19 protein-coding genes are annotated in these 23,712 nt (G+C 47.1%); 11 read left to right on the top strand and 8 right to left on the bottom strand.

Annotation, left to right across the window (positions count from 1 at the left end; genetic code table 11):
• Positions 1–15: 15 nt before the first annotated feature.
• A complete protein-coding gene (gene glnA, locus NFHSH190041_RS17775) occupies positions 16–1,425 on the bottom strand; it encodes a glutamate--ammonia ligase (RefSeq protein ID WP_261923042.1) in 1,410 nt (469 codons plus the stop codon).
• 439 nt (positions 1,426–1,864) lie between these two features.
• On the opposite strand from glnA, the gene typA reads away from it, so the two are divergent.
• Positions 1,865–3,676, top strand: a complete 1,812-nt coding sequence (gene typA / locus NFHSH190041_RS17770; protein WP_261923041.1) for a translational GTPase TypA — start codon at positions 1,865–1,867, stop codon at positions 3,674–3,676.
• A gap of 263 nt (positions 3,677–3,939) precedes the next feature.
• Here the strand turns inward: typA and NFHSH190041_RS17765 are convergent, their stop codons facing one another.
• The 3 genes from NFHSH190041_RS17765 to NFHSH190041_RS17755 all read right to left on the bottom strand — a co-directional run bounded on the left by NFHSH190041_RS17765 (position 3,940) and on the right by NFHSH190041_RS17755 (position 6,211).
• Positions 3,940–5,154, bottom strand: coding sequence for a 4Fe-4S binding protein (locus NFHSH190041_RS17765; RefSeq protein ID WP_261923040.1), 1,215 nt, complete (start codon positions 5,152–5,154; stop codon positions 3,940–3,942).
• 176 nt (positions 5,155–5,330) lie between these two features.
• Positions 5,331–5,978, bottom strand: a complete 648-nt coding sequence (locus tag NFHSH190041_RS17760) for a DUF2959 domain-containing protein (RefSeq protein WP_261923039.1) — start codon at positions 5,976–5,978, stop codon at positions 5,331–5,333.
• Positions 5,975–6,211, bottom strand: a complete 237-nt coding sequence (locus tag NFHSH190041_RS17755) for a hypothetical protein (RefSeq protein ID WP_261923038.1) — start codon at positions 6,209–6,211, stop codon at positions 5,975–5,977. The genes NFHSH190041_RS17760 and NFHSH190041_RS17755 overlap by 4 nt, the downstream gene beginning before the upstream one ends.
• 90 nt (positions 6,212–6,301) lie before the next feature.
• Here NFHSH190041_RS17755 and NFHSH190041_RS17750 point away from each other — a divergent pair, with 90 nt between their 5' ends.
• Together NFHSH190041_RS17750 and dtd are read left to right on the top strand one after the other, a co-directional pair.
• Entirely contained in the window at positions 6,302–7,198 is an 897-nt protein-coding gene (locus tag NFHSH190041_RS17750; protein ID WP_261923037.1) for a virulence factor BrkB family protein, read from the top strand.
• An 87-nt stretch (positions 7,199–7,285) separates the two neighbouring features.
• A complete protein-coding gene (dtd, locus tag NFHSH190041_RS17745; protein ID WP_261923036.1) occupies positions 7,286–7,723 on the top strand; it encodes a D-aminoacyl-tRNA deacylase in 438 nt (145 codons plus the stop codon).
• A gap of 247 nt (positions 7,724–7,970) precedes the next feature.
• Here dtd and NFHSH190041_RS17740 read toward each other — a convergent pair whose 3' ends face one another.
• The 4 genes from NFHSH190041_RS17740 to NFHSH190041_RS17725 all read right to left on the bottom strand — a co-directional run bounded on the left by NFHSH190041_RS17740 (position 7,971) and on the right by NFHSH190041_RS17725 (position 14,901).
• The gene (locus NFHSH190041_RS17740) at positions 7,971–8,849 is read right to left on the bottom strand and encodes a DUF3014 domain-containing protein (RefSeq protein WP_261923035.1); all 879 of its coding nucleotides are present in this window, start codon (positions 8,847–8,849) and stop codon (positions 7,971–7,973) included.
• Between the two features lie 128 nt (positions 8,850–8,977).
• A complete protein-coding gene (recG, locus tag NFHSH190041_RS17735; protein ID WP_261923034.1) occupies positions 8,978–11,053 on the bottom strand; it encodes an ATP-dependent DNA helicase RecG in 2,076 nt (691 codons plus the stop codon).
• Positions 11,054–11,299: 246 nt separating this feature from the next.
• Positions 11,300–12,232, bottom strand: coding sequence for a calcium/sodium antiporter (locus NFHSH190041_RS17730; protein WP_261925172.1), 933 nt, complete (start codon positions 12,230–12,232; stop codon positions 11,300–11,302).
• 95 nt (positions 12,233–12,327) lie between these two features.
• On the bottom strand, positions 12,328–14,901 hold the full coding sequence (locus tag NFHSH190041_RS17725; RefSeq protein WP_261923033.1) for a penicillin-binding protein 1A: 2,574 nt from the start codon (positions 14,899–14,901) through the stop codon (positions 12,328–12,330).
• A gap of 197 nt (positions 14,902–15,098) precedes the next feature.
• On the opposite strand from NFHSH190041_RS17725, the gene NFHSH190041_RS17720 reads away from it, so the two are divergent.
• From NFHSH190041_RS17720 to NFHSH190041_RS17685, 8 genes are all read left to right on the top strand, one after another.
• Positions 15,099–16,178, top strand: a complete 1,080-nt coding sequence (locus tag NFHSH190041_RS17720; RefSeq protein WP_261923032.1) for a pilus assembly protein PilM — start codon at positions 15,099–15,101, stop codon at positions 16,176–16,178.
• Positions 16,166–16,741: a PilN domain-containing protein gene (locus NFHSH190041_RS17715; protein WP_261923031.1), complete on the top strand. Its 576-nt coding sequence runs from the start codon at positions 16,166–16,168 to the stop codon at positions 16,739–16,741. Before NFHSH190041_RS17720 ends, NFHSH190041_RS17715 begins: the two co-directional genes overlap by 13 nt.
• Positions 16,738–17,349 carry a type 4a pilus biogenesis protein PilO gene (locus NFHSH190041_RS17710; protein ID WP_261923030.1) on the top strand — a complete coding sequence of 204 codons (612 nt, stop codon included), beginning with the start codon at positions 16,738–16,740 and terminating at the stop codon, positions 17,347–17,349. The genes NFHSH190041_RS17715 and NFHSH190041_RS17710 overlap by 4 nt, the downstream gene beginning before the upstream one ends.
• Positions 17,346–17,864, top strand: coding sequence for a pilus assembly protein PilP (locus NFHSH190041_RS17705; RefSeq protein ID WP_410010886.1), 519 nt, complete (start codon positions 17,346–17,348; stop codon positions 17,862–17,864). The genes NFHSH190041_RS17710 and NFHSH190041_RS17705 overlap by 4 nt, the downstream gene beginning before the upstream one ends.
• 21 nt (positions 17,865–17,885) lie before the next feature.
• Positions 17,886–19,931: a type IV pilus secretin PilQ gene (locus tag NFHSH190041_RS17700; protein ID WP_261923028.1), complete on the top strand. Its 2,046-nt coding sequence runs from the start codon at positions 17,886–17,888 to the stop codon at positions 19,929–19,931.
• A 244-nt stretch (positions 19,932–20,175) separates the two neighbouring features.
• Positions 20,176–20,691: a shikimate kinase AroK gene (aroK, locus tag NFHSH190041_RS17695; RefSeq protein WP_261923027.1), complete on the top strand. Its 516-nt coding sequence runs from the start codon at positions 20,176–20,178 to the stop codon at positions 20,689–20,691.
• Between the two features lie 9 nt (positions 20,692–20,700).
• Positions 20,701–21,780 (top strand): 3-dehydroquinate synthase, encoded by a 1,080-nt coding sequence (gene aroB / locus NFHSH190041_RS17690; protein ID WP_261923026.1) that lies wholly within the window; start codon positions 20,701–20,703, stop codon positions 21,778–21,780.
• A 14-nt stretch (positions 21,781–21,794) separates the two neighbouring features.
• Entirely contained in the window at positions 21,795–23,666 is a 1,872-nt protein-coding gene (locus NFHSH190041_RS17685) for an AAA family ATPase (protein ID WP_261923025.1), read from the top strand.
• Positions 23,667–23,712: the final 46 nt, after the last annotated feature.

Raw genomic sequence — 23,712 nt, 5'->3', positions numbered from 1 at the left:
ATTAGCTGATGACGATTACAGGCTGAAGTACAGCTCAAACTCTACTGGGTGAGTGGTACGGCTGATCCGCTCTGCATCAGCTGTTTTCAGCGCGATGTAAGAGTCAATAAAGTCATCACAGAACACGCCACCACGGGTCAGGAACTCACGGTCGGCATCCAGTGCTTCCAGTGCATTTTCCAGTGAGGTGGCAACTGTTGGGATCTCAGCTGCTTCTTCCGCTGGCAGGTCATACAAATCTTTGTCCATGGCTTCGCCCGGATGGATCTTGTTCTGAATACCGTCCAGACCAGCCATCAGCATGGCTGCAAACGCCAAGTATGGGTTAGCCATTGGGTCAGGGAAGCGCACTTCAATACGGCGCGCCTTAGCACTTGGTACCACTGGGATACGGATAGAGGCGCTGCGGTTACGGGCAGAGTAAGCCAGCATAACAGGTGCTTCAAAGTGAGGAACCAGACGCTTGTAAGAGTTGGTACTTGGGTTGGTAAAGGCGTTGATAGCCCGAGCATGCTTGATGATACCGCCGATGTAATACAGTGCAGTTTCAGACAGGCCACCATACTTGTCGCCAGCAAACAGGTTAACCCCGTCTTTTGCCAGTGACTGGTGAACGTGCATACCACTGCCATTGTCACCTACGATAGGCTTAGGCATAAAGGTCGCTGTTTTACCGTAAGCATGGGCCATGTTGTGCACCACATACTTCAGTACCTGAATTTCATCTGCTTTTTTGGTCAGTGTGTTAAAGCGGGTCGCAATTTCGTTTTGACCAGCGGTTGCCACTTCGTGGTGATGAGCTTCAACGACTTGGCCCATTTCTTCCAGCACCAGACACATGGCGCTACGCAGATCCTGGGACGAGTCGACTGGAGCAACTGGGAAGTAGCCACCTTTTACCATTGGGCGGTGGCCGGTGTTGCCTTCTTCATAACTGGTGCCTGAGTTCCAAGCCGCTTCTTTGGCGTCGACCTTATAGAAACAACCAGACATATCAGCGCCGAATCGAACATCATCAAACAAGAAGAATTCTGGCTCTGGGCCAACCAAAACAGTATCTGCGATACCTGTGCCACGCATAAATTCTTCTGCTTTTTTGGCAATGGAACGAGGATCGCGGTTATAGCCCTGTAGGGTACCGGGCTCAAGAATGTCACAGCGGATTAGCGCTGTGGTTTCTTCGGTGAAAGGATCCAAGACAAATGATTCTGGATCTGGCATCAACACCATATCGGACTCGTTGATGCCTTTCCAACCTTGGATGGATGAGCCGTCAAACATTTTACCTTCTTCGAAGAAGTCAGCATCTACCTGATGGGTAGGAATGGATACGTGTTGCTCTTTACCTTTGGTATCGGTAAAGCGTAAATCCACAAATTTGACTTCGTTTTCTGCCAGTTTTTCTAAAACTGTTTCGTATGACATGCTGAGCCTCCACGGGGTAAAGGTTGGAAACCTTCCTTCAATTTATGTCTGTATTCTGTACGTTAATCCAGCTTATAGCTTATATTGCTGGCTTTTTCTGTTATGTTAACTAATTAGCTAAACTTGTGCCAAGCTTGCAAGGTATTGATTTTCAGAATTATTTTATTTTGGCAGCATCAATGCCAAGGCTGAGTTGCACCAATAGAGTGCATCTACTGCACCAATTTAGTTGCGTGTTGGGTAAGTTAACCAACTTGGTGCACATTAGGGCGGTCAGGGAAGATTTACACGGAAATAACTATTATTAATAAGGTGTGCAAAAAATAATCCTGTGCGACAGCTCACTGGTGGAGTAGAATAGCCCACTTTTTAAAGCTGCGGCCGTTTTCGGCGGTGGTTTGTATACCCCCCAATTTTACTGATGGTAAGAGGTTTATCCGTGCTGGAAAAATTAAGAAACATCGCGATTATCGCGCACGTTGACCATGGCAAAACGACCTTGGTTGACAAGCTGCTGGCGCAGTCAGGCACCCTGGCAACCCGTGGCGAAGCGACTGAGCGGGTGATGGACTCCAACGATCTGGAAAAGGAACGTGGAATCACGATTCTGGCCAAAAATACCGCCATCAAATGGAACGATTACCGCATTAACATCGTGGATACTCCTGGACACGCTGACTTCGGTGGTGAAGTAGAGCGTGTTCTGTCTATGGTTGACTCTGTGTTGCTGCTGGTTGATGCGGTAGACGGTCCAATGCCACAGACTCGCTTCGTAACCCAGAAAGCATTTGCTCAAGGTCTGAAGCCAATCGTTGTTATCAACAAAATCGACCGTCCAGGCGCTCGTCCTGACTGGGTTATCGATCAGGTATTCGATCTATTTGACAACCTGGGTGCGACTGATGAGCAGTTGGACTTCCCAATCGTTTATGCCTCTGCACTGAACGGTTTTGCTTCTCTGGATCCAGATGAGATCAGCGAAGATATGACGCCATTGTTCCAAACTATTGTGGATCAGGTTTCTCCTCCAGATGCGGATGGAGAAGGCGATTTTCAGATGCAGATCTCTCAGCTGGATTACAACTCTTATGTAGGTGTTATCGGTATCGGTCGTATTAAGCGCGGTAGCGTGAAGACCAACCAACAGGTCACTATTATTGGTGCCGACGGTAAAACTCGTAACGGTAAAATGGGTCAGGTCCTGGGTTACATGGGTCTGGAACGTCACGAAGTTGATAGTGCCAATGCCGGTGACATCGTAGCCATTACTGGTCTGGGTGAGCTGAAGATCTCTGACACAGTGTGTGCTGCTGGTGCGGTTGAAGCATTGCCGCCACTGACTGTGGATGAGCCTACTCTGACCATGACCTTCCAGGTAAACACTTCTCCGTTCGCGGGTAAAGAAGGTAAGTTCGTGACTTCACGTAACATCCTGGAACGTTTACAGCAGGAATTGGTACATAACGTAGCACTGCGCGTAGAAGAAACCGAAAGTCCTGATCGTTTCCGCGTATCAGGCCGTGGTGAACTGCACCTGTCTATCCTGATCGAAAACATGCGTCGTGAAGGTTACGAACTGGCCGTATCTCGTCCAGAAGTAATCATCAAAGAAATCGATGGCGTTAAGTGCGAGCCTTTCGAACAGCTGACTGTTGACGTTGAAGAAGAGCATCAGGGCAGCGTCATTGAGAAGTTGGGTACCCGTAAAGCTGACATGAAGAACATGGAGCTGGACGGCAAAGGTCGTGTACGTATCGACTTCGTTATCCCAAGCCGTGGTTTGATTGGTTTCCAAACTGAATTTATGACTGCGACTTCTGGTACTGGTCTGCTGTACCATTCCTTCGACCACTACGGTCCACATAAGGGTGGTGATATCGGTCAGCGTGCTAACGGTGTTCTGATCTCTAACGCAACTGGTAAGGCACTGACCTTCGCGCTGTTCGGTCTGCAGGACCGTGGCCGTCTGATGATTGGCCATGCTGCAGAAGTTTACGAAGGTCAGGTAGTGGGTATCCACAGCCGTTCTAACGATCTGACTGTAAACTGTTTAAAAGGTAAGCAGCTGACTAACATGCGTGCTTCTGGTACTGACGAAGCTCAGGTTTTGACACCTCCAATTCAAATGACTCTGGAGCAGGCGTTGGAATTTATCGATGATGATGAATTGGTAGAAGTAACTCCGAAGAGTGTTCGTGTACGTAAGCGTCACCTGACTGAAAACGACCGTAAGCGCGCTAACCGCAGCTAATTCGGCTGTTTTATAGTAATAAAAAACCCACCTGATGGTGGGTTTTTTTTGTGCCTGTTAGTCATGTGGAATTGTATTGAGCTTCTCCAAACAGCGCCATATTGATCTCAGTTACTTGCAAGCTACAGAGATAGCATGGGTGCCATTAACCTATGACAAGATGGCTGCTGGAATAGGGCAACGCAGCGCCTTTATCAGGAGAACGCCGATGCCCTTGTTTCACATCCTATAGAAACAGCTTAACCACTGAGTGAAATCGGTTATTACATCCCAATACGATCCAGGTTTTGCATCAGATACAGGCGCAGATGCTCAGGGGTCTGACTCTCCCACCATCCGGCCAGATAAGCCCCAAAGGGAAGGGCAAACATAATCAGCAGTAATAAGATAGCAACACCCCGGTGAGATAACCGCTGCCCGGTTCTTAACCCCATTCCCAGTGCATGCTTATTAGGGCAGGCCGCCACACAGCGTAGACAGGCCTGACATTCATCACTGCGAACTGTTATTAGTTGATCAACTTTGATATTCGCTGGACAAGCCCGGGTACATTTACCACAAGGCATGCCTTTGGCATTCTTAATACAGTGTTGCGGGTTGCGACGAATTTTCAGCGGACTGGCCAAGCTTATCGCCCCCAGTAAGGCGCCATAGGGGCATAGATAGCGACAAAATGCCTGTCGTCGCCAGGCGGCTAATAAAAGTACGGCTGCCAAGGCCATGATGGTGAATAGGCCGGGAGAGGCGAAAAGCGCCGCCATTTTTAAGTCAGCAACCTTATGGTAGTAACCATTCAGATAATTAGGTACTAAGGCGCTAGGCATACCGATTACTACATACAGCAGCACAATCAACAACAGGTATTTTATGCTGCGCAGTACAATATCTAGCCATTTAGGGGGCAGGTATTCACCAGGAAAAAACTTGCTGCGCCACTTATGTAGATATTCACCAGCTAGCCCGAGAGGGCAGGCCCACCCACAAAAGGCACGTTTGCACAGTAAGCCGGTTAAGAGCACCACGGCTAATAATACTGCAGCAGCGGGATGGTGTGGATCTAAATGGCCATATTCTATTACGGCGCGTAGTTCTATCGCTCCGGCAATAGGTAAAAACGCATCAACAATATTGGGGCGAAGTAAGACTGTGGGCGTATCTGTAATTAGAAGTTGGTGATAAATACAATAATGAATTGCGGAAAGAAAAATTGATACAGCTAATATATGTTGGATCCACTTACGCAGTGGATTGATTCGCACTTCATTAGCAAATAATTGCGGTTTGGCGAATTTTAATGCCAATAGAATAATTAGCGCCAGCGCCAATGCTGCAAAGAGTTGTGAGTGCATGGTTGTTAGCACGGCAATAGGTAAGGCTATTACCATGGCCAGTGCACCAAATGTATGTTTACTCCAGTATAATTGGGCACCAACATAGACCAGCGCCAGCATTAGAGTCAGAGATTCTATTAGAGTCATAAGGCGAATAAATTAGGAGTTTTATTGCTATTGTGACGCTAGATAGAGATGTAAGTTTATGAAGAAGTTATAAATTGTGGCGAAGATCCGATTTTGTTGCTGCAAGGCGGGCAAAACTTAGGCGGGATCACATCTCAATACCAGCCACAGGTGAGTGGCTGGTATTGTCGTGATTGTTAGTGCTTGTCCATGGCACTGATAAAGCGGTTGGATTCATCAATGGATTTATTCATATCTCGAATTAACCGGCTGATATCCGTTTGCAGTCCGTTAAATTCTCCTTTAATTGCACCTATGGCTTGAGCATTAAGGTTATGCTTTAGATACAGCATATTATCTTTCATCGCCGTCAGCACTGGCTGCATTTTACTTTCAGAACGTTGCATTGCACTGAGTAATTGGCGGTAGTTACGTCGGGTTTGATTCAGCTTGTTTTGACTGGCTCGGCGTAGTCCGGCATTACTGATTTCAGCAATTTCGGTTTGCCATTCATCAAATAATGCTTGGGCGACATCTTCCACTTTATCGATACGATTACTGACATCATCAGCAGCACTTTGGGCGGCTTCATATTCATCCCGCGCCTTTTCATAGGCATCTTGCAACTGACCACCATCATGATTCAGTAATGCCTGCATTTCAGCCAGGGCTGAGCTGAATTGGGCTTTAGCCTCCTCTTGGGACTCACGGGCAGCTTCAACCCGATTCACCATAATATCGCGTTTGTAATAACCGACTTTTTCCATTGCGCTGTAATATGCGCTCTGGCAACCGCTAATAAGTAAGGTGGTGCCCAGCATGAGGGAGATAACCGCTTTTTTCATCGGTACAACCTCGGTGGGATGTAGCGCGCGGCATCAACAATACACCAGATGTGGATAATGCCACCTAAAATAGCTGGGATAAATAGCAGAAACCACAGGGCGTAGCCGGCAAAAACAAAGATACAAAATAGAATGGCAGGCAAGATCCTGCCCTGAATTAACTGACCCAGTCCAGGGATAAAAAAACTGGCCAGTGCGGCGATAACATTGCCGGTAGAACCTTGTTCGGACATCAGATTGCTCCTCACGCTTGTAAACAAGCTGTTGTGGGCTGTATTGTACGAAGATATTTAACCAACACCAAATGAATCAAGAGATAAGGCGTGAAATACAAGTTAGATATAGCCTTTTGCCGGGCCGTTATTGAAACCATATGGCAATTTCTGCAACACCTGAAACAACGGTTGTCAGAAGACCAAATTAATATCCGGGCCGGCCATTTAGCCTATGTGACTTTGCTGTCACTTGTGCCTATGGTAGCGGTTACCATGTCCATGCTGTCAGCATTTCCTGTGTTTAAAGGTATTCGCAGTGAAATCGAAAGCTTTATCTATAATAACTTTTTGCCGGCGGCGGGCGATACAGTACAGCAGTATATTAACCAGTTTGTCGGCAATGCTTCAAAAGGTACGGCAGTGGGTATTGCTGCGTTGGTCGTGGTCGCGATTATGCTGATTTCAGCAATTGATCAGGCACTGAATACTATCTGGCGGGTACAGGAAAAACGCCGTATGGTGATCTCTTTTTCCATGTACTGGATGGTGCTGACACTGGGGCCGGTATTAATGGGCGCCAGTTTGGTGGCGACTTCTTATGTCGTGTCTTTGCAGATTTTCCATGATGCCCATTTATCTGGGGTGGTCTCTCTTATCGTATCTCGGCTGCCGCTGTTGTTTTCTATTGCGGCATTTATGCTGTTGTACACAGTGGTACCCAATAAGCCGGTAAAATTCTGGCATGCCTTGTTAGGCGCTATTATCGCGGCATTATTGTTTGAAGCGACTAAGCGCGGCTTTGCGCTATATCTCACGCAGTTTCCTAGCTATGAAGCCATTTATGGCGCATTGGCAACAATTCCGATTCTGTTCGTCTGGGTGTATTTGTCTTGGATTGTGGTATTGCTTGGGGCGGTCATCACAGCGGCATTACCGGAATTTGAACATTTGCGTCGTAGAGGCGCTGAGGATATTGCGCCGAGCAAGCCTCTCTCTAGAACCTAATAATCGGTTAGTAAATTATTTTCAGTCTGTGTTGATAAAGGCAGGCTAATAAAAGTTTTATTCAGTTAAGTTAACAGGAACAATATTGTGATTGCGTTAATACAGCGGGTGAGTCGCGCCAGTGTCACCGTCGAGAAGGAAGTGATTGGAGCGATAGATAAAGGGTTACTGGTATTGCTTGGCGTTGAGCAGCATGATGATGAAACGGCGATGCGGAAGCTGGCTGATAAGGTGATGAAATACCGGGTATTTAGTGATGAAAACGGCAAAATGAATTTAAATGTCAGTCAGGCTGGCGGTCGTTTATTAGTGGTATCTCAGTTTACCTTAGCTGCCGATACGAGCCGGGGATTGCGTCCCAGCTTTTCCGGTGCAGGTACTCCGGATAAAGCCAACACCCTGTATGAGGCATTTGTTGCTTATTGCAAGGAGCAAGGCATGGCTGTAGAGACTGGCCGATTTGGCGCAGACATGCAGGTAGAATTGATTAATGATGGTCCTGTGACGTTTCAGCTACAGGTGTGAGTCTGATACAGAATAGCCCCAGTTTTGTTTTAACCAGCTGTTTTTATTATTGATAGCAAGTCAGGTGTGTTGGTAGTATTGTTGTGAATAGTATGTTGCCAAACAGGTTGTTTGGTGACTGTATTTCAGAGCCAACATCATCAACCCTGTTCATGACTGCACATGCTTAATTGGACTTTGGCTCTACGCCCCCGTGACATGACTGCTACGGGGGCGTTTTTCTGCTCGGGCAAAGGAAGCGTTAACGCTATGCCTGATCCAGCTGTGTTTTTAGTTTTTTCAATACCAGCTTAACCTTACGAGTATTATCAGGCCCCATACGGATAAGTAGTTTCTGCGCAGCAGGCAGGGCTTCTAGTTTGGGATCAACAAATTGGTAGTTCACGCTAATAGTACTTAGCTCTATTGGCTCTTCAACGATGGGAGCATTGAGCATCTCATTAATTGCTTGCTTCAGCCGATCTTTAAAGGTGACATCTTGGTAGCCCAGTTCACCAAATGCTTGATTTAAGAGTGGCGACAGACGCTTATAGGTTGCTAGCAATTGCTGCTCATTCAGACTGGATAGAAAGTCCGCATAGATGTCATATCTGTGGTAACTGTCTGGATCTAGATAGGTTTTGTTGGTGATATCCGTAACGGTAAAGCTTTGATTCGGACCTTTTAAAGGGCTGACGTTGCGAGCTAGATTCCCCTGAGCCAGATTATCGATAAATACCACAAATTGCCGGGCCATATCGTGGTTGACCAGAATATTGCTGATATCCATACCGTCTGCCAGTTCGAGGGTTTTTTCCTCAATAAAAGGATCACTTTCATTTAAGCTGGGCAGCGGTGCTAAAACCGGCGTGACAGGCTCAGGTTTGACATCAACCACTGGTGTTGGCTCTGGCATGGTTTCTGGTTCAGGCACGGCCTCCGCCACAGGGAGTGGTTGAGCCGGTGCGGGATCAGGCAGGGTAATTTCTGTCACTTCCACTTCTGGTGCGTTGTTACTGTCTGCGCTGAAGTAGTAGTAGGCGCCGCCTGAGAGTAATACCACAAATACGATAGCAGCGATGGCGATACCATTACCGCCGCTGGATTTCTCCTGAGGAGCGAGTCTGTCTTCTTCATTGACTTGCATGTTACTTCCTTAGCTGTAATACCGGCGGCAGTATGGCTGAGCCGGGAAAATAAATGAAAACACGCAAACTGTGCGTTTTCCATTCTGCCAAAAAAACCTGTTATGTCCATATAATTACAGGGAGTTAATCAGGCTTGTACGTACTGTTCTCTGTCACCGAGCCAGCGTTGAATGATGGCATCAACATTTTCTGGTGCCTGCTCCATCATATGTCGGGCCAGTTTCTGAACATGGGGGATCAATGCTTGATCCCGGACTAAATCAGCCACTTTCATTTCTGCCAATCCGGTTTGGCGGGTACCCAGTACTTCACCTGGTCCACGGATTTCCAAATCCTGTTGAGCAATAACAAAACCATCATTACTTTGACGTAATACGCCGAGTCGTTTGGTGGCGGTCATGGATAAAGGTGCTTTATAGAGTAGTACACAGTGGCTGGCGATGGCGCCGCGGCCAACCCGACCACGTAGTTGATGCAGCTGTGCCAATCCAAGACGTTCCGGGTTTTCAATAATCATCAAACTGGCATTGGGCACATCTACTCCAACCTCAATAACGGTTGTGGCAACCAGCAAATTCAGTTTGCCGCTTTTAAAATCATCCATCACCTGCTGTTTGTCTGCTGCTTTCATTCGCCCATGCACTAAGCCGATTTTGAGCTCTGGTAACGCTTGCTGTAGCTCTTGAGCAGTATCCTCTGCTGCCTGACATTCCAGTACTTCTGATTCTTCAATCAGAGTGCAGACCCAGTAGGCTTGGCGGTTATCAGTTAGTGCAGCCTGTCTTACTCGCTCGATCACTTCCTGTCGGCGGCAATCAGAAATGGCGACCGTGGTGACGGGGGTTCTGCCCGGGGGCAGTTCATCAATAATGGACGTATCCAGATCCGCGTAAGCTGTCATTGCGAGTGTGCGGGGAATTGGTGTTGCTGTCATGATCAATTGGTGGGGCTGAAACCCCTGTTTGGCGCCTTTCTCTCTAAGCCCCAGCCGCTGATGCACACCAAATCTGTGCTGTTCATCAATAATGATTAGCGCCAGATTATAAAACTCTACCTGCTCTTGAAAAATGGCATGGGTGCCGATCACCATATGGGCGTCACCGCTGGCGATATCAGCCAATGCCTGAGTGCGGGCCTTGCCTTTTAGTTTGCCGGCCAGCCAACCAATTTTGAGTCCTAAAGGCTCAAACCAGCGGGCAAAGTTAGTCGCATGCTGCTCGGCCAGCAATTCGGTTGGTGCCATCATTGCTACTTGATAACCACTTTCAATGGCTTGTAGTGCGGCCATTGCTGCGACTAAGGTTTTGCCGGAGCCCACATCTCCCTGTACCAGCCGCATCATCGGGGCGTGCTTGGCAATATCACTGCTGATTTCACTTACGACGCGTTGTTGGGCGCCAGTCGGTTGAAATGGCAATGCAGCCAGAAACGGATTGAGGAGTTGCCCGCTATGACGGAGCGGAACGGCTTTATCCCGGTTACTGCGCTGGCGTAGTTTTAGCATCGATAGGTTATGGGCCAGTAACTCTTCTTGCACCAGGCGTTGCTGTGCTGGATGTTGCCCCTGCTCCAGTTCAAACAGTGACACATCTGCTGGCGGGCGATGCAATAGCCGGATGGCATCGGCCAGTTTCATTTGCCCAGGTTGTAGAGATTCAGGCAGTAGTTCTTGCAGATTATCGTCATTGAGTAGCACCAATGCTTGACTGGTCAGTTTTAGCCAACTAGCTTGCTTTAACCCTTCGGTGGTTGGGTAGATTGGCGTCAGGGTCTCGGTGAGTCCTGCGGGTTCTCCGGGCTGAATAATTTTGTAATCGGGATGGATAATTTCCAAGTGCTGTTGGCCTGTGCGGATCTCCCCATAGGCCCGGATAGTCAGGCCATTTTGTAACCCATTGCGTTGCGCCATAGAGAAGTTAAAAAATCTTAGCGTTAGCGGACCTGAGGCGTCTCTGACTTTGCAAGTCAGCATACGTTTGCGGCCATGAATGACTTGGCTGGCCATGATTTCAGCTTCAATACTGGCGTGAGTGCCGGGGATCAAGGCCGCGATGGGCAGAATACGGGTTCTATCCTCGTAACGCAGTGGTAGGTGAAACAACAGATCCTGGACACTGTGTATCCCCAGTTTGGCTAGCCGCTCCGCCATTTTTGCGGCTACGCCTTTCAGATCTGTTATAGGAGTAAGATCCAGTCGCTGCAATGCCTTAGCACTCGATTACTGTGAATTTATACATATATTATCAGAGAACGGTTGCAAGACAATCCCGGGTTAAAAAGGGAAGGGCTACTCATGAGGTTATGCTTGCTTTTTGAGCATAACAGAGATGGTATTGCAAACCTACAGGATAAAATAAGTTGTTGAATAGAGATTGGAGATGAAGACAGAAATACGAGGTGGTTAGCAGCAATGTGCAGCCGGAAATAGACCGACTGCACGCGCTAAGCGTTATACCGTAGCGTTTGCTACGAGGAAACTGATATAGCCTAAATAGACAATTAGCAATACCAGACCTTCACGGCGACCAATGCGTAGGCCTGTCCAAGCAAAGGGCAGTAGCACGGCCGCTAATACCAGCATTACAATAAAGTCAAAATTTTGCAGCCCACCAGAAGATACCGGTTGTACCACAGCAGTAATGCCTAAAATCCCCAGAATATTAAACAGGTTAGAGCCCACCACATTGCCAATAGCAATATCACTTTGACCTTTTAGCGCTGCAACAACTGAGGTGACTAATTCTGGCATACTGGTACCAATTGCCACTATGGTCAGGCCGATAACCACTTCACTGACACCAAATGCCTTGGCGAGATCGACTGCGCCATCAACAAATAACACGCCACCACCGATCAGCATGGTTATGCCAAGAATAATTAACCCTGCTGATAACGCTGGATGTTGTGGCCGGGTATCGATATCCAGCTCTTCCGGCGTATTTTTTGCGCTGATGTAGCTAAATACCAGATAAGCGGTCAGAGCGCTGAGCAGCAGCAGCCCATCCCAGAGGCTGAGTTCACCATCGAGTAATAACCCCCAGAACACTAGGCTAGCAATGATCATAATCGGGATATCCCGTTTGACCATTTGGGACTGTACTTTAATCGGGCGAATCAGTGCTGTTAATGCCAGGATAAGACCGATATTCGCAATATTGGAGCCGATCACATTGCCAAGGGCGATACCTGAGTTGCCTGCCAGTGCCGATTTGACACTGACGGCTAATTCTGGGGCACTGGTGCCAAATGCCACAATAGTCAGACCAATGACCAGAGGTGTGATCCCCAGTTTCAGTGCTATAGCGCTGGCGCCTCTGACTAGGGCTTCGGCCCCGACAGTCAGGATCACGAAACCACCGATTATGGCAAGTAAGGTTATCATCATTTTTAAAAGTGCTCTTATGAGTGGGGTACGTTATTTTCTGTTGTAGTGGCCCGGCCGCTAGAGAGGCGGCCGGGCCCGTTGTGTTGACTCAGTTATTGGAACAGATCGTCCGTGGTGGGCGTGTCATTAAACAGATCCGAGTCCGGTTGTTCATCAGTGGCGTACTCTTTTGGTTGCGTGCCATTGATAAAGTATTCAAACCGGGTGGTATAGTCTGTTTTATGGGTCAACTTGCCGGTATCCCGGTCAATTCTGACAGAGACAATGCCTTCCGGTGGCGTCGCGGGTACTTCTGGCGTGCCAGCTAGGGCATCTTTCATAAACTCGTTCCAAGCCGGTCCTGCGGTTTTAGCACCCGCTTCTGCGCCCGATATCTGCTCTTGAGACCCATTACTGCGCCAGGTTGTACGACCAAGCTCACGACTGTGATCATCAAAACCTACCCAGACCGTGGTTTCCAGATTAGGGTTAAATCCACTAAACCAAGTATCTCTGGATTCGTTAGTCGTACCTGTTTTACCCGCAATATCGTGACGTTTCACCACACGGGCTGCCCGCCATGCGGTCCCATTCCACCCCGTATTATGACTCCAGTCTCCACCACCCCAAATGACACTTTTTAGTGCATCAGTAATTAAAAATGCGGTCTGGCTGGAAATAACCTGTTTGGCATGACGAGCATCAGGAGCATCACATTTATCCAATGGGCTGGATTCATGTTCCAATTCTGCCAAGGTGTTATCGCCGGTTACTAAATCTTTACCCGTATCTTTAGCGACATCGGTGGCCACTGTTTGTAGTGGCTGTTTAGTAGCGACTTTCGGTGCAGGTGGACAGGCTAATGTTGGGTTGGCTTGTTCAATCAATTTCCCCTCAGAATTTTGCACATGATCGATGTAGTAAGGTTCTACCAAGTACCCGCCATTAGCAAACACCGTAAAGGCGGCTGCAACTTGCAGTGGCGTGACGGATGCAGAGCCTAAGGCAATGGATTCATTGCGGGGTAAATCTGCAGAGTCAAAGCCAAACTCTTCCAGTTTTTTGATGGTGTTATCCAGTCCAACATGGCGCATTGCCCGCACGGACATGACGTTAATGGATTGAGCCAAGCCGATACGTAATCGGGTTGGGCCACCATAAATATTGGGCGAGTTTTTGGGGCGCCAAGCAATACCTTGACGGATATCGGGCTCGTTAATCGGCGCGTTATTGATCAGCGTCGCCAAGGTATAGCCTTTCTCCAGCGCTGCAGCATAAATAAACGGTTTGATATTGGAACCGAGTTGCCGTTTAGCTTGGGTGATTCGGTTGTACTGACTTTCTTTAAAGCTAAAACCTCCGACCAAAGTGCGGATCGCACCATTATGTGGATCTAATGACACAATAGCACTGGAGACCTGTGGGATTTGCGACAGTTGCCAGAACTCACCATTATTTCGGATCCAGATACGCTCACCTACCTTGAGGATATCTGCAGCCGTTTTAGGTAGCGGTCCTTGCTTCTTGTCAGAGATAAATGCTCTAGCCCATTTTAATCCATCCCATTCCAGCGTATGGATACGGCCATCCACAGTCATTACATCAGCCTGTTGCTTTGTAACTTTCAATACCGCAGCGGGTTGCAGCTCTTCGACTGCCTGGATTTTTTTCAGCGCGGCAATGATGGTATCGGATGTTGGTTCAACACCAGTCCACAAAACTGCGGCAGGGCCACGATAGCCATGGCGCTGATCATAGGCATAAACATTATTCCGCATAGCCTGTTGTGCTAAACGCTGAAGACGGGAATCAATGGTGGTATATACATCATAACCACCGGTGTAGGCTTCTTCCTCACCATATTTTTGCACCATGTAATCACGAGCCATCTCTGAGATATAAGGCGCATAAAGATCAATTTCAGCTCCGTGATAGCGTGCTGTAATTGGGGTTTCAATGGCTTTGTTGTATTCAGCCTGGGTGATATAGCCTACTTCCAACATACGCCCTAATACCACATTGCGACGTCGCTCTGCTCTGGAAGGAGAGGTAATTGGATTGACGGATGAAGGCGCCTTAGGTAAACCGGCCAGCATAGCCTGTTGAGCCAGAGTCAAATCTTTTAGCTCTTTACCATAGTAAACCTGCGCAGCAGCACCAAAACCATAGGCACGTTGACCTAGATAAATCCGGTTCATGTAGAGTTCCAGAATTTCATCTTTGGTTAGCAATTGCTCAATGTGTAGTGCGATAAAAATTTCTTTGATTTTACGTATGTAGGTTTTATCCCGGGTCAAAAAGAAGTTACGTGCTACCTGCATGGTAATCGTACTTGCCCCTTGGCGTTTCTGACCTGTAGTAATCAATATCACTGCCGCCCGGAGAATACCGACAGGATCAATACCATGATGCTCATAAAACCGCGAATCTTCCGTCGCTATAACGGCTTGAATCAAAGGCTTAGGAACTTCGCTGAGAGAGACTGGAATTCGGCGTTTTTCACCAAATTGTGAGATGAGTTTACCGTCCCGGCTGAAAATTCGCAGTGGGGTCTGCAATTGGACAGTCTTCAGCGTTGCAACATCTGGCAGGTCTGGTAAAACATAAAAATACGCTGCAGTGATGGCACCGATCCCCAACAGAGCCAGACTGAACAGAGCAATAATTGCGCGTTTAAACCACTTCACGTTTGAGTTCCCGACAGATTTTTTAAAGCTAAATAGTATATAAGGCTCATCTCCACGGGTGAAGCAAAATAGCCACCCTCTTGAGGATGTTAGTAGCGTATGGTTAACATTCTAGACAAAAGGTTTTTACCAACAGGATTTGTGCTACGCTAGCAGGGTTAGGGAATATAAAAAATAAAACAAATTGGCAAAGGATTATGTTGGCAAAGCTATGGAATCGTCATGCGCCGCAAATGGTCGGAATTGACATCGGTTCTCACGATGTTAAGGCTATGTTGCTTGAGCAGATGGAAGATGGATATAAAGTGGTTGGCTATGCTTGCGTACCGATAAAAAAGGGCGCAGTAGTTGATCACGATCTTCGCGATCCTGAAGCTGTTATTGAAACCTTACGGCAGTTGGTGCGGCAACTTCCTAAAGGTGTGAAGTACGCTGCGGTAGCTGTATCAGGATCGGCAGTGATCACGAAAGTGATTTATATGGATGCTTCCCTCAATGAAGAAGAAATGGAAGCCCAGATTGAAATTGAAGCCGATAATCTTATCCCTTACTCCCTAGATGAAGTCAGTATCGACTTTGAAACCTTGCAGCTAAACAGTACCGATTCTGCCAAAGTCGATGTGTTACTCAGTGCCTGTCGTACTGAAAATGTGGATGGGCGGGTTGATGCATTGGATGCGGTTGGTCTAGAAGCTAAAGTTGTGGATGTCGAAAGCTATGCCCTAGGCCGATCGGCAGAGCTTATTTATAACCAGCTACCATCCGGCGCCCATCATAAAACGCTGGCATTAGTTAATGTTGGAGCCAATATTACCTCATTTGCTGTGGTTGACCATGGCGAAACCGTATTTGTGCGTGAGCAGACCTTTGGTGGAGAGCACTTTACCCAATCTATTCAGGCCTGTTATGGCATGACTTACGAAGAGGCCGAGAAAGCTAAAATCAGCGGTCAATTACCAGAAAACTATGTGCTTGATGTACATGCTCCTTTTCAGGCACAGCTTGTGCAGCAAATTAAACGTACTTTGCAGATTTACTGTTCTTCCCGCGATAAAGACAAAGTGGATTACATTGTGCTTTGTGGCGGCGCGGCGCAACTCGATGGGCTGGCCAGTCTGCTGACCAGTGAACTGGCAATTCAAACCCGGGTTGCGAACCCATTTCAGGGATGTCTTTTTGCTGATGATGATATTCGTTTGGGGCTGGAGACCGGGATTGGTAAATATATGGTGGCCTGTGGCTTGGCCCTGAGGAGCTATGGTCAGTGGCGAACATAAATTTGCTACCTTGGCGGGAAGAAGCGAGGGAGAAACAAAAGCGTGATTATATGGGAATACTGGTGTTGGTATTCCTAATGAGTGCTTTATGCGTCTACCTGTTCCTTGGTGGGATAAATATGTTGATCGAGCAGCAGCAGGAACGAAATCACTATCTGCAGTCTGAAATTCAGTTGTTGGAAAAGCAGATTGCTGAAATTCGACAAATAAAAAAACGTAAAGCCAATATTGAGCGGCGTACGGAGATTATTCTTGATCTGCAGCAAGCCAGAAATTTACCGACACATGTACTGGACGAGTTGGTTAGGGTAGTGCCTGCGGGGATTTATCTGTCCGAAGTTGAAAAGAAAGGCAGCATGTTGTGGATCAATGGTCGTAGCGAGTCAAATAATAATGTTGCCAATATGATGCGTCGGGTGAACAGCTCTGATTGGCTCCATGAACCCAATATGCAGTCTATTGTCTCTGACCAAGATACTCAGCGCAGTTTACAGCGATTTGATTTGAATATTACCGTCCGGGAAGCTCCACCTTTATTGGCCAGTGAGGCATCGACGAAATGAAAATCGATTTGAGCCAATTTAATGATATTGATTTTGACAATATCGGTGCTTGGCCTCGGCTAGTTAAAGTGGTGTTTAGTGTATTTTTAGCCTTGACGGTATTTGGTGGCAGTTACCTGTTTTTTATTTCGGATGCGCTCGATAGTTTAGCTGCTGAGCAGGCGCAGGAACTGCAGTTGAAAACGGACTTTGCCAGTAAATATCAATTGGCAGCCAATTTGCCATTATATCGACAGCAACTCACCGAGATGGAAAGTCAATTTGCTGAGTTACTGAAAATGTTGCCATCTGAAAATGAAATGCCCGGGCTGTTGGATGATATTACCTTTGTTGCTACTGATGCTGGTTTAGGTATCAGTAGTTTAAATTGGGAAGCTGAAGTGGAGCGGGATTTTTATTTAGAGTTTCCTATCAATATGTCGGTTACCGGTAGTTATCATCAATTGGGGAAGTTGGTTGATGGGGTAGCTAAGTTGCCGCGTATAGTCAGCTTGCACGACTTTAGTATAGGTAAACAGGCAAATGGCCAACTGGTGATGGACATTCAAGCGAAAACTTATCGTTTTAAAGATGATGCTGAATGGGATCATGACAAGGAGGCGAAATAGTGCGGCAGTTTTTGCTTGGCGGTGCATTATTCCTGCTGACTGGCTGTTTTGCTGACCGCAGTGATCTAGAGCAGTTTGTTGCTGATACTAAAACAAAACATGTGGCCGGGATCCCTTCTTTGCAGCCGCCTCCTGAATTTCAGCACTTTAGTTATCAGGCTGGTTTGCTACGCAGTCCGTTTGTACCGCCATCACGGGAGTTAACAGAAGAAGTTGTAGCAACTGAGCGGGATTGCCTGCGACCAGATGTGCAACGTCGTAAAGGTCAGTTAGAAAGTTATGCTTTGGATAATTTAACCATGCGCGGCACATTGCAGCAGGGAGAAGATATCTGGGCATTGGTACAAAGTGGTGATGGTAATGTCTACCGGCTTGGAATCGGCGATTATCTTGGGCTTTATCATGGCCAGATTATTCAAATCAGCCCCCGCAGAATTGCGATTACAGAACTTATCCCAGACGGTGCTGGATGCTGGAGTGAACGAGCCAGCAGCATGGAATTAACCACAGAATAAGCTGTGAAGGAAGAAGGTAGAATGGAATTTCCTGTCTTGAACAATCTTTCCCCAAGGAAATCCTCCCGCCACTGGTTGGGATGGCTCTTATGCAGCATGCTGCTGCCTGGCGTATCCTTCGCCAATCAACTGGTTGATATAAAATATCATGCCATTATTGATCAGCAATTAACGATGGAGTTGGTGTTTAGTGAGCCAATTTCTGAACCTAAACTGACTATCGATACCACGCCCGCGCGACTACGGCTTAGTTTTGCTGATACCCAATCAGCATTGGATAAAAGTCTGTTACCCGTTGAACAGTTTGGGGTGTCATCTTTGGCGATAGAGCAGTTAGCATCACGGCTCCAGGTAGCTGTTAATATGGAACAAATTCGGCCTTATCAAGTCAGTGTGCAGGGAAACATTTACCGGCTGGTGCTGAATGATGCTGTGCTGGCTGGAGATGTAGCGAAAAAGTCCTTTATTAATAATGTCACTGAAATTGATTTTCGTCGTAATGCCGCAGGTGGTGGCAGACTGATCGTTCAACTAGATAATGAATCTGTGGCGGCGGATGTGGAACAAATTGGTGCCAAGCTGGAAGTGAAGTTTTTTAATACGGCTATTCCCGATCCATTGTTATATGTTATGGATGTGCAGGATTTTGCTACTCCAGTAAAAAGCTTTGAGACATTTCAGGATGATTTAACCACCCGATTGTTGATCGATGTAACTGGTGGCTATGATTTCCGCCACCAACAGCAGGGTGATCAGTTTGTTTTGGATATTACTCCGATTGCTGATAACCCCGTAGGAGCCAAGCCGGAAAAGAGTTATGACGGTAAGCGGTTATCGTTGAATTTTCAGAGTATTCCTGTACGGACTGTGTTGCAGATTATTGCCGACTATAATCGTTTCAATTTAGTCACTAGTGATACAGTTGACGGGGATATTACCCTGAGATTGGATGATGTGCCTTGGGATCAAGCACTGGATCTTATTCTGCAAACCAAGGGGCTGGATAAGCGAATTGAAGGCAATATCTTGATGGTTGCACCAGCGGAAGAACTTGCTATTCGTGAAAGCCAGAACCTTAAAAATCAGCAGGAAGTAAAAGAACTCGCACCATTATATTCCGAATATTTGCAAATCAATTACGCCAAGGCTACGGATATTGCCGAACTGCTCAGCGGCGCTGATTCCAGTTTGCTGTCGAGTCGAGGCAGTGTTGCTGTGGATGAGCGGACTAATACCCTATTGGTAAAAGACTCAGCAGAGAGTCTGAAAAATATTGCCCGGCTGGTGGAAGTGTTGGATATCCCGATTCGGCAGGTTCTAATCGAATCCAGAATGGTGACGGTAAAGGATGATGTGGCTGAGGATATCGGGATTCGCTGGGGCATCACAGATCAGCAAGGCTCAAAAGGCACCTCGGGATCATTGGAAGGTGCGGGTGATATTGCCGGGGGCACCATTCCCTCTATTGATGACAGATTGAATGTTAATTTACCTGCAGCGGTGAGTAATCCGGCCAGTATTGCCTTTCATGTCGCAAAATTATCAGATGGTACAGTACTGGATCTGGAATTAAGTGCGCTGGAGCAGGAAAATAAGGGCGAGATTATTGCTAGTCCACGAATTACCACCTCCAACCAAAAAGCCGCCTACATTGAGCAAGGGGTTGAGATCCCCTATGTGGAGTCCTCGTCCAGTGGCGCGACTTCAGTGACCTTTAAAAAAGCGGTATTATCTCTGCGGGTTACACCGCAGATCACCCCGGATAACCGGGTGATTTTGGATCTGGAAATTACCCAGGATTCACAGGGTAAAACCGTGGATACGGCGACCGGGCCGGCGGTGGCAATTGATACTCAGCGGATTGGTACTCAGGTTCTGGTGGATAATGGTGAAACCATCGTCTTAGGTGGCATTTATCAACAGAATCTGATTAGTCGGGTTAGCAAAGTGCCGGTATTGGGAGATATTCCATTTCTTGGCTTTATGTTCAGAAATTCGACAGATAAAAATGAGCGGCAGGAATTACTGATTTTTGTGACACCGAAAATTGTCACAGAAGAGATTTGATGTTGCTGAAATTGAAGTAAAAAATCGATTTGATTTCACTGGTTAACGTCAATTTACCAACTGGGTGGAATGCCGGGATTACCTGGTCATTCTGTGGATAAATCCGGTTGGTCTATTGCCTTTTCCACGCTTAAACTGAGATAATCCCCGGTCAAGTCTCAATAGAGCAAGGTAACAATCAATTGGCTGGTTTGTTTTTTAAACCGGCATTGGCATATTTTTCACAGATTCAGACGTATAAGAAATGGCTGAAAAACGTAATATTTTTCTGGTAGGCCCGATGGGCGCAGGTAAAAGCACCATAGGTCGCCATCTGGCGCAGATGCTTCATTTAGAATTCCACGATTCAGATCAAGAGATCGAGAACCGTACAGGCGCTGACATTGCTTGGGTTTTTGATGTCGAAGGTGAAGAAGGCTTTCGCCGTCGTGAGGCTCAGGTCATCGCTGATTTGACTGAGAAACAAGGTATTGTTCTGGCTACCGGAGGCGGTTCTGTTCAGAGCAAAGATATCCGTAATTACCTATCTGCACGTGGTATTGTGGTATATCTGGAAACCACTATTGATAAGCAGGTTGCCCGTACCCAGCGTGATAAACGCCGTCCACTGTTACAGGTTGACGACCCACGTGAAGTGTTGGAAAACCTAGCTGAAGTCCGTAACCCTCTGTATGAGGAAATTGCAGACGTGATCGTTAAAACTGACGATCAAAGTGCCAAAGTGGTCGCTAATCAAATTATCGAGCAACTCGGCTTTTAAGGCAGGACCATGCAGCAAATTCAGGTTGAGTTAGGAGCGCGCAGTTACCCTATTTTCATCGGCCGGGATTTGTTGTCGGATAGCGGGACCTGGTCCCGCTACCTGCAAAATAAGCATATTCTGCTTGTCACCAATACCACTGTTGCCCCGCTTTATTTAGCCTCTGTTTTCCAATCGTTATCGCGACTTGGTAATCAAGTGCAGCGCGTTATTCTGCCTGATGGTGAGCAATTTAAAACCTTGTCTACCTTGGATACCATTTTTAGCGTGGCGCTAGAGCATAATTTTGCTCGGGACTGTGTGATGGTAGCGCTGGGTGGCGGTGTTATTGGTGACATGACCGGATTCGCAGCTGCATGTTATCAACGGGGAGTTGATTTTATTCAGGTGCCAACCACCTTGTTATCTCAGGTGGACTCTTCTGTTGGTGGAAAAACCGCAGTAAACCATCCATTGGGTAAAAACATGATTGGGGCGTTTTATCAGCCCAAGTTGGTAATCATTGATACTCAGTGCCTTAAGACTTTGCCATCAAGGGAGTTTGCGGCTGGGATGGCTGAAGTGATCAAATATGGCATTATCTGGGATGCAGAGTTTTTCCGCTATCTTGAGCAGCATAGTGATGCACTGAAACAGCATGACACCACAATATTGGCAGAAACTATTCGCCGCTGTTGTGAGATTAAAGCCCAAGTGGTTTCTCAGGATGAAACTGAACAAGGGGTAAGAGCCCTGCTAAATCTTGGGCATACATTTGGGCACGCCATTGAGGCTGAGATGGGCTACGGTAATTGGTTGCATGGCGAGGCGGTTGCCATTGGCATGCTGCTTGCTGCACAGACATCAGTCGCCATGGGGTTGATGTCTGAGTCAAATGTCCGTCGTATTCAAGCATTGCTGGCTGCATTTGATTTACCCACTAAGGCGCCGGAGACTATGGACTTTCATAGTTTTATCAAACATATGCGGCGTGATAAAAAAGTGCTAGCCGGTCAAATCCGTCTGGTTCTGCCACAGCGGATTGGTCAGGCTGGTGTATACAGCCAGATTGATGACGCTGTTTTGGAGCAGGTTATCCACCGCCACTGAGATAGGTACGGTGTTTGCGATCTGCCCAGTTTACCTTGCTGCCCAGTCAGCAAGCATTATTACAGCGACTACAACTTCTCGTCAGCTACAGTGAGCAGTTGCAGGTGTTATCTGCCCCAGCCGGTGCAGGTAAAACCACGTTAGTAACTGAACTGATTTCCAGTTTGAGTGAGTATAACGCTGCACTGGTAGCCTGCCCTCCCTATGCCGATGCTGCAGAGATTCGCCGTAAAATTCTGCTGCAATTATCTGCTAGCCCTTTATTTGATGATGAACAGCCATTATCTGAGACGTTAGTGCTGTTGCAGGATCAGCAAGCTCAGCCTGTTCATATTGTGATTGATGATGCCCACCGATTGCCGATAGCAATATGGGCGGAATGCCTAGTTCTGTCGCAGTTACAATGTGCGGGGCGCCACATAGCGCTGACTTTTACTCTAGAACCTCAGTTCCTGTCCCAACTATTAGCTAAATTGAATGTGGCTCAGCGGCGTTTGCTATTGACAGTTACTATCCCGCCATTATTACCTGCTGAGCGGACACTACTTTATCAGCGTTATGCGACGAATATTGATGCTGCTTCAGCTGAGGCATCTAGCAGCACTGGCCAACCATCAGGCCTTGATAAAGCCATGACGCCAGCTGATGTTATAGCGCTACTGGAACCAGCTAATCATAACGATGCTACGGCAGGCTTTCATGGGCGATCTTTTCGTCACTGGGCTTTAGGCGTAGCTATATCGTTGGCTGGAATACTTTGGTTAGGTATAAAACATAATTTGGTCAGCTACCCTCATCAGACTAATAATGAGATGAAGCTGCATAGTGAGGGTAGGGGGCCAATTCCAGCGGCGTCGTTAGCGGTTACAAATATTAATCACGCGGCGAAGGATGTTGCCTTTACTGGTTCAAGCATAGGTAACACTGTGTTGGTCGTTAGCGACGAGAAGCAGTTATTACCACCTTGGTATGTTGAGTCTTTAGGGTCATATACACGATATAGTCCATTTGATAAGTCTGACGCTGCTGAGCCTAAAATTGACGCTGTCGATGATAAGATCCCCCCATTTTATATCGCTAAACAAGGTGACAAGTCGCTAATAGACCGGCAAGAAACATCCCCCACCAAGCAGGCATTCTTACCGTTTGTGGCACCAAAGTCAGTTGCTGATGTGTGGGTGACGAAAGTTGCAATTTCCACGGCCACGGTTCAGCAAGATTTTGCTGTAATAGCGTCAGAAAGTGATGAAGGTAAGAAGCTTGGTATCAATACCGCTGCGATGACATCGATCACCGCGCATGGGAGTTTGGTGCACAGTGCTGAATATGAGGATAAATTGGGTGAAACCGAGTCATCAACTGCATTAAATAGCCAGCAAGCGGCATCATTGACAACTGCGACCACGTCGTCAGTGAACTCAATTATTGAAAATGCAATGGATGCTGTAAATAAGCAAGTTATTGGTTCCGCAATGAAACTAACGACAAAGGCTATTATGCCGGATATCTCATCAACGATAGTGCTGAATGATGGGCAGACGATGAATGATCAATATGGCGAGAATAACCCTGCGGAGCCTGAAGTGGTCACGGTGGCAGTCGAAAGTGCCCCGCAAAATATCAGTAAGCCGACTGTTGGGTTCGCGGTACAGTTGGCCAGTGTTAGCCGAGAAAGCTCTATTGCGGCCATATTACACAAGTTAGCTGCTGAAACGGATATCAGAGTGCTGCGTTACCGCCAATGGTGGCTGATCTTGCAAGGTGAGTATGTTACCAAGAGGGAGGCTGAAAATGCGGCGCAATTATTAGGGAATAAATACAAAATTTCCGCACCTGTGGTACGACAGTGGGTAAAGATGCAGCAATACCCGCTCTATCAACGTTGAAGCCGTGAATTTTTGTGACAAACAGAGTACAATCGTCATCTTCTTT

The organism is Shewanella sp. NFH-SH190041, assembly GCF_024363255.1.
Lineage (GTDB): Bacteria > Pseudomonadota > Gammaproteobacteria > Enterobacterales > Shewanellaceae > Shewanella.
This window is presented reverse-complemented; position numbering and strand designations above follow the sequence as displayed.

Excerpts from the sequence above, each read along its gene's own strand:
- NFHSH190041_RS17740 (WP_261923035.1), bottom strand. The coding sequence starts at position 8,849 with ATGCAAGTCAATGAAGAAGACAGACTCGCTCCTCAGGAGAAATCCAGC.
- glnA (WP_261923042.1), bottom strand. The coding sequence starts at position 1,425 with ATGTCATACGAAACAGTTTTAGAAAAACTGGCAGAAAACGAAGTCAAA.
- NFHSH190041_RS17755 (WP_261923038.1), bottom strand. The coding sequence starts at position 6,211 with ATGTCCGAACAAGGTTCTACCGGCAATGTTATCGCCGCACTGGCCAGT.
- NFHSH190041_RS17720 (WP_261923032.1), top strand. The coding sequence starts at position 15,099 with ATGTTGGCAAAGCTATGGAATCGTCATGCGCCGCAAATGGTCGGAATT.
- NFHSH190041_RS17765 (WP_261923040.1), bottom strand. The coding sequence starts at position 5,154 with ATGACTCTAATAGAATCTCTGACTCTAATGCTGGCGCTGGTCTATGTT.
- aroB (WP_261923026.1), top strand. The coding sequence starts at position 20,701 with ATGCAGCAAATTCAGGTTGAGTTAGGAGCGCGCAGTTACCCTATTTTC.
- NFHSH190041_RS17760 (WP_261923039.1), bottom strand. The coding sequence starts at position 5,978 with ATGAAAAAAGCGGTTATCTCCCTCATGCTGGGCACCACCTTACTTATT.
- NFHSH190041_RS17710 (WP_261923030.1), top strand. The coding sequence starts at position 16,738 with ATGAAAATCGATTTGAGCCAATTTAATGATATTGATTTTGACAATATC.
- NFHSH190041_RS17730 (WP_261925172.1), bottom strand. The coding sequence starts at position 12,232 with ATGATAACCTTACTTGCCATAATCGGTGGTTTCGTGATCCTGACTGTC.
- NFHSH190041_RS17700 (WP_261923028.1), top strand. The coding sequence starts at position 17,886 with ATGGAATTTCCTGTCTTGAACAATCTTTCCCCAAGGAAATCCTCCCGC.
- aroK (WP_261923027.1), top strand. The coding sequence starts at position 20,176 with ATGGCTGAAAAACGTAATATTTTTCTGGTAGGCCCGATGGGCGCAGGT.